At 69.4% G+C, this 12,783-nt stretch carries 8 protein-coding genes and 1 pseudogene; 2 read left to right on the top strand and 7 right to left on the bottom strand.

The annotated features are described in order from the left end of the window. The first annotated feature begins 246 nt into the window (after window positions 1-246). A complete protein-coding gene (locus ABD743_RS39525; RefSeq protein WP_344729035.1) occupies window positions 247-1,281 on the top strand; it encodes a class I SAM-dependent methyltransferase in 1,035 nt (344 codons plus the stop codon). A 14-nt stretch (window positions 1,282-1,295) separates the two neighbouring features. Here ABD743_RS39525 and ABD743_RS39520 read toward each other — a convergent pair whose 3' ends face one another. After that, the gene (locus ABD743_RS39520; RefSeq protein WP_344729034.1) at window positions 1,296-1,691 is read right to left on the bottom strand and encodes a carboxymuconolactone decarboxylase family protein; all 396 of its coding nucleotides are present in this window, start codon (window positions 1,689-1,691) and stop codon (window positions 1,296-1,298) included. A 142-nt stretch (window positions 1,692-1,833) separates the two neighbouring features. On the opposite strand from ABD743_RS39520, the gene ABD743_RS39515 reads away from it, so the two are divergent. Continuing rightward, window positions 1,834-2,508, top strand: coding sequence for a TetR/AcrR family transcriptional regulator (locus ABD743_RS39515; RefSeq protein WP_344729033.1), 675 nt, complete (start codon window positions 1,834-1,836; stop codon window positions 2,506-2,508). Here ABD743_RS39515 and ABD743_RS39510 read toward each other — a convergent pair. The 6 genes and pseudogenes from ABD743_RS39510 to ABD743_RS39485 all read right to left on the bottom strand — a co-directional run bounded on the left by ABD743_RS39510 (window position 2,502) and on the right by ABD743_RS39485 (window position 12,729). Further along, window positions 2,502-4,154, bottom strand: a pseudogene (locus tag ABD743_RS39510) (MFS transporter). The gene ABD743_RS39515 and the pseudogene ABD743_RS39510 overlap by 7 nt on opposite strands. A 123-nt stretch (window positions 4,155-4,277) precedes the next feature. Further along, window positions 4,278-5,342 carry an alkene reductase gene (locus ABD743_RS39505; protein ID WP_344729032.1) on the bottom strand — a complete coding sequence of 355 codons (1,065 nt, stop codon included), beginning with the start codon at window positions 5,340-5,342 and terminating at the stop codon, window positions 4,278-4,280. Window positions 5,343-5,599: 257 nt separating this feature from the next. Continuing rightward, complete coding sequence (locus tag ABD743_RS39500; RefSeq protein ID WP_344729031.1) at window positions 5,600-7,555, bottom strand: ABC transporter ATP-binding protein; 1,956 nt, start codon at window positions 7,553-7,555, stop codon at window positions 5,600-5,602. 387 nt (window positions 7,556-7,942) lie between these two features. After that, the gene (locus tag ABD743_RS39495; protein WP_344729029.1) at window positions 7,943-8,896 is read right to left on the bottom strand and encodes a 2Fe-2S iron-sulfur cluster-binding protein; all 954 of its coding nucleotides are present in this window, start codon (window positions 8,894-8,896) and stop codon (window positions 7,943-7,945) included. After that, window positions 8,893-10,800, bottom strand: a complete 1,908-nt coding sequence (locus tag ABD743_RS39490; RefSeq protein WP_344729027.1) for an NAD(P)H-dependent oxidoreductase subunit E — start codon at window positions 10,798-10,800, stop codon at window positions 8,893-8,895. The genes ABD743_RS39495 and ABD743_RS39490 overlap by 4 nt, the downstream gene beginning before the upstream one ends. Window positions 10,801-10,803: 3 nt before the next feature. After that, complete coding sequence (locus tag ABD743_RS39485) at window positions 10,804-12,729, bottom strand: molybdopterin oxidoreductase family protein (RefSeq protein WP_344729025.1); 1,926 nt, start codon at window positions 12,727-12,729, stop codon at window positions 10,804-10,806. Window positions 12,730-12,783 lie beyond the last annotated feature (54 nt).

The following is a 12,783-nucleotide window of genomic DNA, read 5'->3' as shown; positions in this document are numbered from 1 at the left end:
CGACCGGACACGATACGGGCACGCATTCCACGGATCCGCCGACGAACTGGTGCCGGGCGCATTATCAACAGGACCACTATCGTCCGCACTGCCACCCAGGCTCGCTGCACCCCCACTCATCGCGCAACAATCGGAGTCAGCGGCCTGCTATTCTCGCCGTATCGGCGGACTTCTGACGTCGATACAGCAGCGCGAATGGGAGATATTGTAGTGGGCTCCACAAAGTCGTTGAATGATAATCGAACGATGGAGTTCGTGGAGCGCGTGATCGCCGACGGCGCCGCCGCCATCGCCGGGCTGTCCACGGCGCTCGGCGACCGGCTCGGCCTGTACTCGGCGATGGCCGGAGCCGGGCCTCTCACGTCGGTCCAACTGGCGGAGCGCGCCGGCCTGAACGAGCGCTACGTGCGGGAGTGGCTCGCCGGTCAGGTCTCCGGGGAGTACGTGCGCTACGACGAGCAGGCCGACACCTACCAGCTTCCCGACGAGCACGCCGCCGTCCTGGCCGACCCGGACTCACCCACCTACGCCGTCGGCACCTTCCGGAGTCTCGGGGCCTTCTACGGCAAGGAGGACGCCCTGGCCGAGGCGTTCCGCACGGGCGAGGGCGTGGGCTGGCAGGACTACGGCTCGGGACTCTTCGAGGGCACCGCGAAGTTGTTCCGCCCCGGCTACGCGGCTTCGCTGGTGGCGGAATGGCTCCCGGCCCTGGACGGTGTCGTCGAGAAGCTGGAGCACGGTGCGACGGTCGCGGACGTCGGGTGCGGCTTCGGCCATTCCACCTTGCTCATGGCCCATGCATATCCGAATTCCCGATTCCACGGATACGACTTCCATGGCCCGTCCATCGAGGCGGCGCGCGGGTTGGCGACCGAACAAGGATTGAGTGATCGAGTGAGCTTCGACGTCGCCACGGCTCAGGACTTCCCTGGCGAGAAATACGACCTCATCACGTTCTTCGACTGCCTGCACGATCTCGGCGATCCCCGGGGCGCGTTGCGCCGCGCCGAGCAGACGCTGGCCGACGACGGCACCTGCATGGTCGTCGAGCCGAACGCCTCCGGAAAGGTCTCCGAGAACATCGGCCCGATGGGTCGGGCGTTCACGGCGTCGTCGGTCATCGTGTGCCTTCCCGCCGCGCTCGCGCAGGAGGGCTCTTATGCGCTCGGCAACCACCCGGGCGAGGCGGCAGTGCGGGCGATCGCCGAGGAAGCCGGACTGCGCACCTGGAAACTCGCCGCGGAGGGGCTGGCCAACCGCGTCTACGCGATCAAGCGCTGAATCGGACGAAAAACTCACGGGGACTGTTGGGCTGCCTCCCGGAAGACCTGCTGGGCGATCTGATAGCCATCGAAGGCACGGCCTGCGCCGGCGTACGCCGCGATGTGGATGAACGTCTCGACGATCTCTTCCGGGGTGACCCCGTTGTTGAGTGCGATGTGGAGTTGCCCGCGCAGGTGTGCGCCCGATGTGGCGGCGATCGTCACGGAGATGAGGGCGCGGGTGCGCGTGTCGAGCACATCGGTTCGCGACCATGTGTCGCCGAAGGTGTGCATCGTGGCCAGGCGCTTGAAGTCCGCGGCGTTGGCGGGCTCACCTCGGCTGGGTTCCAGGATCTGTTCGAGCCGGCTGCCGCGCAGTCGTGCGGCGACGTCGAGTGCGGCTGCGTAGTTCTCCTCGTCGTCGGTCACGGTGATTCCCTCATTCGCCGTTAGATTGGTGTCCACTGGACACCTACAGACACACGACTGTATCGGTCCGCCGGACACCTATCAAGTGTCCGGCGGACCGATACGCTGGAGCGGGCAGCGCGACGGCGCGTGAGGAGAGGCGATGGACGACGCGGAGATCCCGGCCTTCCAGCGGGCCAGACGGCCCGAGCAGCGAGAACTGCGCCGGCAGAAGATCCTGGACGCCGCGGAGGAGCTGCTCGCCGAGATGCCGGCGGAGGAGATCAGCCTCCGGGAGCTCGGGCGCCGACTGGGCGTGTCCAAGACGCATGTGGTGCGGTACTTCGAGAGCCGCGAGGGAGTCTTCCTGGAGCTCCTCAATCGGCAGCGGCTGTCGTGGCTCGAGGCGCTGGCGAGCGAGTGGCCGACCCCGCCCTGCGAGCCAGACCACGTGATGCAGGCCTGGGCCGACTCCCTCGCCGCGCGGCCGGTCCTGTGTCAGCTGTGGAGTCTGCTGCCGAGCGTCCTGGAGCGGAACGTCTCCGCCGACACCGTGCGCGCCTACAAACTCACCGACCTGGAACAGCGCACCACGCTGGCGGCCCTGATCAGCGACCGGGTACCGGCCCTCCGCGCGGACGACGCGTTCACGCTGACGCGGTACGCCGTCGTCTCACTGGTGGGCCTGTGGCCGTTCAGCAACCCGACCCCGACGCTCGTCGAAGCCACGGCAGACGCCCGGCTCGCGAGCTCCCGGGTGGACTTCGCCGCCATGTACGCCGAGATCCTTCAGACCACGCTCGCCGGCCTGCTCGCCCGCGCACATGTCGATCATTGATGAGCGTCGGGTCCCGACGATCTACTACCGCTGGCCGGTTGAGCGGCCAGCCAGTGTGTCACCGCCGGCGGGCGATCGGGGTCGGACATCGCCCACACCCTGGCCAGCCGATTCTGATCCCGCTCGCTGACCCGCTCGTGCTGGCGAAGATGCGCCTCCCAGGAAGCGACGACGAACTGCTCGACGATCCGGTGTGGTTCGGCCGCGTCCTGCCAGACCCGCCATGCCGTCGCTCCGCTGCGCCGCCGACCGGACCGGACGTCCCGGAGAGCCCCGAGCAGTTCCTCGTCGGCTCCGTCACGAGGGCGGTACTCGATGGTCACCATGACGGGTCCGCCGGGGAGCACCCCGGTCGTCAACGTCGGCTGGGACCAGTCGTCTGCGGACACGAGTTCTTCCGGTGGGATGGTCTGAAATCGGTGGCGCAGTTCGACGAGCGCGCCCAGCACCAATCCCACAGCGACGACGAGCAGTGTGGACGAGAACCCGACACGTTGTGCAACGACCCCGAGGATCGCGCTGCCGACGGCGTTGCCGCCCTGGAACACAACCAGGTAATACGCCATTCCGCGGCCCTTGGCCCAATCGGGCAGCATCAGCTGGTAGGCCGAGTTCAGCACCGACAGCGCAACGATTCAGGCAAATCCGCCGATCACGAGCGCGACGGCGACCGGCGCGACGAGGGGTACATAGGCCACGACGATCGCCACGGCGGCGAGGCCGAACGAGGCGGCCGACAACAGGAGACCCGTCGTCGTCCGGACCAACAGGTGCGGCAGCACAGCGGCGCCGATGACTGCGCCCACCCCGACGCACCCCAGCAGCAGCCCGTAGCCACCCGAACCGAGCTGCAGCTCCGACTGCGCGACGAGCGGGAGAAGGGCCCAGATCAAGCTGGCGAAGAAGATGAACAGCCCTGCTCGCAACAGGATGACGCGCAGTGCCGGGCTGGCCATGACGTAGCGGGCGCCTGCCCGGATCGCCTCACCGACATGCTCCCGCGGAAGCACATGGGTCGAGGGCTTGTCCCCGCGCCACCATGCGATGACGACGATGACGGCGACAAAGCTGACCGCATTGATCAAGAAGAGGGTGCCTGCGCTCGACGCCGCGAGCACGATGCCGCCGATCGCCGGACCCACCGCGCGGCCCAGGTTCTGGTTCACGGCGCCGAGGGAGATCGCCTGAGGGCGTTCGGCCGGGGAGACGAGCTCGGGTTGGAGCGTCTGCCAGGTGGACGCGGTCATCGCCCCGCCGCTGCCCACCGCAAAGATCAGGCCGAGCAGCAGCCAGGGCGTGACGAGTCCGGCGAGCGCGAGCACACCCAGGGCCGCCGCCGCGAGCAGCATGAACGCTTGCGACACCAGCAGGAACCGCCGCCGATCCACGACATCGCCGATCGCCCCGGCGAATACCGCGAACAACATCACCGGCAGGCTTGATGCGGTCTGGACCAGCGCGACGTAGGTCGCCGAACCCGTGAGCATGAGCATCAACCACTGCGCGCCGACGGCCTGCATCCAGCCGCCGATGTTGCTCACGAACTGCGCGCTCCACATCCCGGCGAATGCACGATGGTGGAACGGAGCCCAAGCCGACTCGGGCGCCGGTGGCGCCGTTTCTGTGGACGGGCTGGTGGAAGACATTGATGAGTCCCAACGAAGTGTGCTGTCCGGCGCGATGGCGGGCTTTTGCTGGAACGGCGTGAAAGCCCCGCTGCCTCGAGCCGTGTAGCGCAGCCGCCCTGACGGACCGGTCGGGCGCGGTTGTCAGTCCTCCAGCGCCGGATAGTCGGTGTAGCCGTGGTGGTCGCCGCCGTAGAAGGTGCTCCGGTCGGGAGCGTTGAGAGGTTCGTTGCCGGCCAGGCGGGCGGGCAGGTCGGGGTTGGCGAGGAACAGAGCGCCGAAGGTGATGATGTCGGTGGTGCCGTCCTCGATCAGCTCCAGTTGTTCCCTGCTGGTGAAGGAGCCCGGGGTGGAGGGGTTCAGGATGAATGCGCCGCCGAACTCTTTACGCAGGTGGAGGGTGATGTCGCGGTACGGGCCTTCGAAGATGTGCAGGTAGGCCAGGCCGATCGGCCGGAGCCCGTCGGCGAGAGCGGCGTAGGTGTCGTGAGGGTCGTCTTCACGGATGTCGTTGTTGGTCACCCCGGGAGAGATACGCAGGCCGACGCGGTGTGCGCCGATCCGTTCGGCGACCGCTTTGGCGGTCTCGACTGCGAATCGGGCGCGGTTGTGTTGTGAGCCGCCCCAGTGATCGGTGCGCAGGTTCGCATTGGTCGAGAGGAACTGGTGGATGAGGTAGCCATTGCCGCCGTGCAGTTCCACGCCGTCGAAGCCTGCCTCGATCGCGTTGGCCGCGGCCTGTGCGTAGTCCTGGATCGTGGCGGTGATGCCGTCTTCGGTCAGTTCGGCGGGCACTGGCGCGTCGCCCATGCCGTCGCCGATGAAGATCTGGATGTCGGCGGGCACCGCCGAGGGCGCGACGTTGCGCATGCCGTCGGGCAGCAGGCTGGCGTGCCCTACCCGGCCGCTGTGCATGAGTTGGACGAAGATCCGGCCGCCGCGCTCGTGCACGGCGTCGGTGACCTTGCGCCAGCCGCGGATCTGTTCGGCGCTGTGGATGCCTGGGGTGTTCAGGTAGCCCTGTCCGACGACGGATGGCTGGGTGCCCTCGGTGATGATGAGCCCGGCGCTGGCCCGTTGTGCGTAGTACAGCGCCATCAGGTCGTTGGGAACCTGCCCGGGAGCGCGGTTGCGCGTCATCGGGGACATCGCGATGCGGTGCGGCAGGGCAAGGCCGCCGACGGTGACGGGATCGAACGGGCTGGGCATGGACGCTTCTCCTCGACTGCGGAGGCCGTAAGGCGAATTAGTCAGTCGTTCGAACTATCACTAACACGTACTACATTCGACCGACACCAGGCCCTGTGGAGTGACCAGCGCTACACGGACGCACGGATGGCGCCGGGCTCGCGCGAAGCCGGCAGGGAAGCCCACCAACCCGCTTCTACCAGCGATTTCACGTCGCTCTGCGGCCCATCACCGGTGGTCGAGGAGGAGCTGCCCGACACGTGGCGCCAAAACGCGACCTATGCGGCGTCCCTGCCGGAAACGGTCCGGCCGTCGGTGTGTCCGGTGAGAAGCGTTGCCCCGTCGCTGAAGCGCACGCCGTCGGCGCAGCGGCACTCGACCTTCCCACCGGCGAACTGCTCGGTGTAGAGACGCGCGTACAGCCCGCCCTTCGCGAGCAACTCGGCATGCGTACCGCGCTCCACCACCCGCCCCGCCTCCACGGCGAGGATCACGTCGGCGCCGAGGATGGTGGAGAGCCGGTGCGCGATCGCGATCGTGGTGCGCCGCCTCGTCGCGTTCTCCAGTGCCTGCTGCACCAGCCGCTCGCTGGTGGTATCCAGCGCACTGGTGGCCTCGTCGAGGATGAGGATCCGCGGATCCTTCAGCAGCACCCGTGCGATCGCGAGCCGCTGCTTCTCCCCACCGGAGAGCCGGTAACCCCGCTCCCCCACCACCGTGTCGTAGCCCTCGGCGAAGGACAGGATGCGGTCGTGGATGTTGGCCGCCTTGGCGGCCTCCTCGATCTCGGCCTGATCGGCGTCGGGCTTGGCGTACCGCAGGTTGTCACGAACGGTCGAGTGCAACAGGTACGTGTCCTGTGTGACCATCCCGACGGCGTCCGCCACCGACGCCTGCGTGAGCCCGCGGACGTCGCGTCCGTCGATCAGCACGCAGCCGCGGTCGACGTCGTAGAGCCGCGGGACGAGGTAGGAGATCGTCGTCTTGCCCGAGCCGCTCGGCCCGACGATCGCGGCCAGCTGCCCCGGCTCGACGGCGAACGAGATGTCGCGCACGGCCCACGCAACGCCTCCGTCCCCGCTGGGCTCGTCGCTCCGCGTGGCCTCCTCCGCCGGCACCGTGTCCGGCACGGCACCCAGCTCGGGGGCAGGCGGGTAGGCGAACCACACGCGGTCCAGCTCGACGCGCCCGCTGACGGAGGCGGTCTCGAGCGTGGACGCGGCCGGTGCGTCGACGATCCGCGGCCGCAGGTCCAGGTAGGCGAAGATCCGGCCGAAGAGCGCCAGCGAGGTCTGCACGTCCAGCGAGACGCGCAGCAGGTTCACCGTGGGGAAGAGCAACCGCGACTGCAGAGTGCTGAACGCGACGATGGTGCCGGCGCTGACGCCGATCCCTGCGGCGATGAGGAACCCCGCCACGAGGTAGACCAGTGCCGGGGTGATGCCCATGAACGTCTGCACCACAGCGAAGAACGACTGCCCAGACATCGCCTGGCGCACCTGCAGATCCACCTGGCGGCTGTTCTCCTCGCGGTAACGGGCCACCTCGTCGGCCTGCCGGTTGAAGACCTTGGCCAGCAGCACCCCGGACACCGACAGCGACTCCTCGGTGATCGCCGTCATGTCCGAGAGCGACTCCTGGGTCCGCGCGGCGAGCTTGCGCCGGACCCGGCCCACCCGGACCTGGAGCAGCAGGAACAGCGGCGTCATCGCCACCGCGACGAGCGTCAGCTGCCAGCTCAGCACCACCATCGCGACCAGGGCGGCAGCGACGGTCACCACGTTGCCGAGGATCGAGCTCGCCGTCTCGGACAGCACCGACTGCACACCGCCGACGTCGTTGGCGAGCCGCGACTGGATCACCCCGGTGCGTGTGGCGGTGAAGAAGGCCAGGTCCATCCGCTGGAGGTGCTCGAACAACCGCCCACGCAGATCAGCCATCACACGGTTGCCCAGCAAGGTGGTGCGGTAGGTCTGATACACCCCGATCAGCGCCGTCACCACCGGCACCGCCACCATCCCACCCACCAGCCACGCCAGCAGCTCGATGTGCACACCGCTGCCGTCCGCCGGGAACAACGCCTGGTCGAAGGCAGCCTGCGTGAGGAACGGGGTGATGATCCCCAGCCCACTGCTCAGGAGAACCGCAACGGCGATGACCACCAGACTCGTGCGGTAGGGCGTGAAGAGCGACCACACCCGCCGACCCAGCTGGTCGGACTCCGTGCTCGTCATCGCTCCTCCTCGGGTGAGCTGCATCAGGATCAGGGACAGGCGGATCGATCGCCCGTCCGGCGGTGGTGGTGGAGACGGCCCGAACGCTGGATGCGCGGTCGGCGGAGGCTCGCGGGACAGTGCGCTGGTAGGCGGCCGCATGGCTCAGCGACACCGGATTGTCCCGGCAACCGCGCACAGCGTCACTTTCCCCAGCTGCCCGAGAAACTGACCACTGATGATGATTGTCATGCTTAGTGACCAGATCTCAGGCTAGCCCGGCCGAGACGACAACGGCAAGCGCGTGGATCCGCCGGCACGAGGGGTCGGCCGTACGGCCGGTGGGCGTTGCGGCCGCGTCATGGGCTGCCCGTGGTGCTTCGGGTCGGGTCGCTCCACTCGCGGCTGTCAGTCGGGCAGGTTCTGGACGTGCTGGAACCCGAACCGGCCCTTGATGCACAGGTGTCCATGTGTCACGGAGTGGTCCGAGGGCGAGGTGACGTTGACGATCTGCCCCTGCTGCACGTGGAGCTCGAGGTTGCAGCCGACACCGCAGAACGAGCAGATCGTGGTGGTGACGGTCTCGTCCTCCGGCGCCCACTGCTCCGCCTCGCGCAGCTCGTGCTCCCGCACGGACTTCAGCGCGCCCGTCGGACACACCCCGATGCAGTTGCCGCAGTAGACGCAGGCGGAGTCGGGCAGGGGGTTGTTCAGCTCGGTGGCGATGCGGGCGTCGAACCCGCGCCCGGCGGCGGAGATCGCGAACGTGAACTGCGCGTCGGTGCCGCACGCCTTGACGCACTTGTAGCACATGATGCAGCGGCCGTAGTCGCGCACGTAGAGGTCGTTGTCGACCTTCACCGGCTGCGCGAGGGTCTCGGCGGTGGACCCGTCCGGGGCGTGGTGGTGGCCGGGGTGGCGGGTGTCGCGGTCGGTGGACGGTGGGGCGGGCGGTCCGTAGCGGTCGGCGTCGACGCCGTAGTCGGCCATCCAGCGCTGCACGTCCGCGCTCGCCTGTGAGAGGTCGGCCGAGGACGCGAGCAGCTCCAGCACCATGCGCCTGCTGTGCCGGACGCGCTCGGTGTCCGTCCGGACCACCATCCCGTCCTCGGCCTTGCGCGCGCACGACGGCGCGAGCACCCGGCTGCCCTCGATCTCGACGACGCAGACGCGGCACGCGTTGATCGGGGTGAGGTTCGGCGCCCAACACAGCGTGGGGGTGTCCGCTTGAGTGCCGCCCAAGTCGTGCAAGGCGTCGAGGATCGTGGCGCCCTCCGGGACGCGGACCTCCTCGCCGTCGACGGTCAACGTGACCAGCCTGCGGATGCCGCCGAGCAGCACCGGTTCCGTCGTGGTGGTCATCGTGCTCTCCCGTTCCTGCTCGCCCCGTTGCTGCTGATGGGGGCGTCGAGCAACCCGAGGTCGAGCGCCGACCGGACGGCCGAGGGCGCGGTCTGCCCAAGCCCGCAGATCGACGCGTCCACCATGACTCGGGCGAGGTCGTCGATCAGGGCGAGCTCGATCTCCCGCGAGCCCAGCGGCACACCGCGGGCCAGCCGTGCCAGCGCTTCCTCCTGTCGCACGGTGCCGACCCGGCAGGGCACGCACTGCCCGCACGACTCGTCGCGGAAGAAGGCCGCGATCCGCCGCAGCATCGCAGGCATGTCGGCCGACGTGTCGACGGCGAGCACGACACCCGACCCGAGCGTGGACCCGATCTCGCGGGTGCCCTCCAGGGTGAGCGGCACGTCGAGCCGGTCGGGCAGCACGAACCCGCCTGCCGCGCCACCGAGAAGCACCGCACGCAGCTCCCCGCGCACCCCGCCTGCCAGCATCAACAGCTCGCGCAGGGTGGTGCCGAAGTCCACCTCGTACACCCCTGGGGTCTGCACCGCGCCCGCGACGCAGAACAGCTTCGTGCCGGTGGAGCGCTGCCCGCCGATCGACGCGAACGCCGGGCCACCGACCGCGAGGACCTCCAGGACGTTGTAGAGCGTCTCCACGTTGTTGATCACGGTGGGCTTGCCGAAGAGACCCTTGACGCTGGGGAACGGGGGCTTGTTGCGCGGCTCGCCGCGCAAGCCCTCCAGCGAGTTGAGCAGCGCGGTCTCCTCGCCACAGATGTAGGCGCCCGCGCCGCGGCGCAGCTCGATGTCGAACGCGAAGCCGGCCCCGAGCACGTCGTCGCCGAGGTACCCGCGGGTCCGCGCCGCCTCGATCGCGTGCTGCAGCCGCCGCGTCGCGAGCGGGTACTCGCCGCGGATGTAGAGGTAGCCGCGCTCGCTGCCGCTGGCGTACCCGGCGATCGTCATCGCCTCGATCAGGCCGAACGGGTCGCTCTCCATGAGCACGCGGTCCTTGAACGTGCCCGGCTCGGACTCGTCGGCGTTGCAGACCAGGTAGTGCGGCCGCTCAGGCGCACGTGCGACGCCGTCCCACTTCACGCCGGTGGGGAACGCGGCCCCGCCGCGGCCGGTGAGCGACGCGTCGGTGAGCTCTTTGATCACCCGCGTCGGCTCGAGCTCGATGGCCCGGCGCAGCGCCGTGTAGCCACCGTGGGCGCGATAGTCGTCGAGGCTCTCCGGATCGACCAGCCCGACGCGGCGCAGCAGACGCAGGCCGACGCGATCACCGCCGGTCTGCGGGGCGCTCACGGTGGTGTCGGCGAAGGCGTGGTCGGCAGGCAGGTCCACCGCGACCCCTGTGTCCTGGCCTGCGGGCCTGGCCAGCTCGCCTGCCACGGCCTCCGCCGTAGCGGGCGCGAGGCTGACGTCCGGGCGGCGGGCACGCTGCAGCAGCACAGCGGGCGCCCGCTCGCACAGGCCCAGGCACGGGCTGCGCACCCAGCAGGCGTCGGCGCCCTTGCCCTCGGGACCCAGCTCGTCAGTGAGCCGGGAGGCGATCTCCTCGCCGCCCCGCGGGCCACAGGCGATGTCGTCGCAGACGTGCACGACGTGCGGCGCGCGCGACTCGACGGCGAACATCGCGTAGAAGGTGGCCACGCCGTACACGTCGGCGGGCGGGACCGACAGCACACGGGCGACGTGGTTGAGCGCGCCCGCGCTGATCCAGCCGGACTCGTCCATCACCGCGTGCAATGCGGGCAGCAGCAGGTGCCGCCGTCCGCGGGCGGCGTGCCCGGAGTCGGCGAAGTACGCGTGCTCGCGGATCTCGTCGCCGGTGACCCGGCCGTGCTCGCGCAGCACGGCCGCGACGGCCTCCTGCTCGGCAGGCGACGCCTCGGCGTTCGACAGACGCAGGTCCACGCGCTACTCCCCTGCCGCCGCCGCGGGAGCCCACAGCTTCTCGATCCGCACGGCAGTCGCCTTGAACTCCGACGTGCCCGACTTCGGGTCCCACGCATCGTTGGTCAGAACGTTGACGTCGACCTCCTCGGAGAAGTGCGGCGTGAATGACGCGAGCCCCGGACGCAGCGACGGGTCGAACCAGACCGGGGCCTCGACCGAGCCGCGCCGCGAGGTGACCCGCACCCGCTCGCCATCGGCGATGCCGAGCCCGGCCGCGTCGGTGGCGTCCATCCGCAGCGACTCCCGGCGGCGCAGCGGCGAGGCGTACCCGCCGGTCTGCACCCCGGAGTTGTAGCCGTCGAGGACACGCACCGTGGTCAGCCGGATGGGGAACTCCTCGGTCAGCGCGTCGACCGGCGGCACATGCTCGACGGGCGTGAACGGCGCGGGCACGCCGCGCTCGGCCTCGTTGTCCGCCCACAGCCGGTTGTGCAGCAGCGGCGTGCCGGGGTGCTCCTCGTCCGGACACGGCCACTGCAGTCCGCCGAGCTCGTCCAGCCGCTTGTACGACATGCCGTGGTGCCACTTCAGCGACACCGACCGCAGCTCGTCCCACACCTGCTCGGCGGTCGGCTCGCCCCAGTCGTGACCCATGTGGTTGGCGATGCCGCAGATGATGTGCGTGTCCGGCCGTGCCAGCCCGGGCGGGTCGATCGCCTTGCGCACGCGCTGCACACGACGCTCGGAGTTGGTGACCGTGCCCTCGTACTCGCACCAGTCGGCGGCCGCGGGCAGCACGACGTCGGCGAGCTCCGCGGTAGCGGTTCGGAAGATGTCCTGGACGACGAGATGGTCCAGCCCCTCCAGCATGTGCCGGGCGTGGGTGGCGTTGGCCTCGGACTCGGCCGGGTTCTCCCCGATGCAGTACAGCGACCGCAGCGTGCCCGCCTGCATGGCCTCGAACATCTCCGAGAGATGCATCCCCGGCTTCGGCGAGATCGTGGCGCCCCACACGGCCTCGAAGCGGGCCCGCGCCTCGTCGTCACCGAGGTCGTAGCCGCCGGGCAGCTTCGCCGGGATGGCGCCCATGTCGCCGCCGCCCTGCACGTTGTTCTGCCCGCGCAGCGGAACCAGGCCCGAGCCGTAACGGCCGACGTGACCGGTGAGCAGCGCCAGGTTGATCAGCGCGAACACGTAGTCGGCGGCGTTGTGGTGCTCGGTGATCCCGAGCGTCCAGCAGATCTGCGCGCGGTCGGCGCGGGCGTAGGCGTGCGCCAGCTCGCGGATCAGCGCGGCCGGGACCTTGGTGATCTCCTCGGCCCGCTCGAGCGTGTAGGGCTCGACGGTGGCGCGGTAGTCCTCGAAGCCGGTGGTCGCCCTGCGGACGAACGGCTCGTTCACCAGCCCGGCGTGGATGATCTCGCGGCCGATTGCGTTGGCCAGCGCGATGTCGGTGCCGACGTCGAGGCCGAGCCACGCGTCGGCCCACTGCGCCGTGGACGTGCGCCGTGGATCGACCGAGTACATCCGCGTACCCGACTTGAGTCCCTGCAGCACGTGGTGGAAGAAGATCGGGTGCGTCTCACGCGCGTTGGAGCCCCAGAGCACCAGCAGGTCAGCGTGCTCGGCCTCCACGTACGCCGAGGTGCCGCCACCCGCTCCGAACACTGTCGTCAGACCGACGACGGAGGGAGCGTGTCAAGTTCGGTTGCAGGAGTCGACGTTGTTGCTGCCCATCACCACACGGGCGAACTTCTGGGCGGCGTAGTTCATCTCGTTCGTCGCCTTGGAGCAGCTGAACATGCCGAACGCGTCGCCGCGGTGGGACGCGAAGCCGGCGGCCGCCCGGTCGAGCGCCTCGTCCCAGGTGGCGGGCCGCAACCGACCACCGTCCCTGACCAGCGGCTCGGTGAGCCGCACGTGCCTCGGCTTGCGCAGGCCTCGCATCGGCGTCTCCTTCTGTTGAGCCACAGACCGGAACAGCCTCACGATACGAGTAGT

This window comes from Pseudonocardia yunnanensis (assembly GCF_039534065.1).
GTDB lineage: Bacteria > Actinomycetota > Actinomycetes > Mycobacteriales > Pseudonocardiaceae > Pseudonocardia > Pseudonocardia yunnanensis.
Note: the sequence above shows the minus strand (reverse complement) of the source record. Positions and strands in the feature narration are given on the sequence as shown.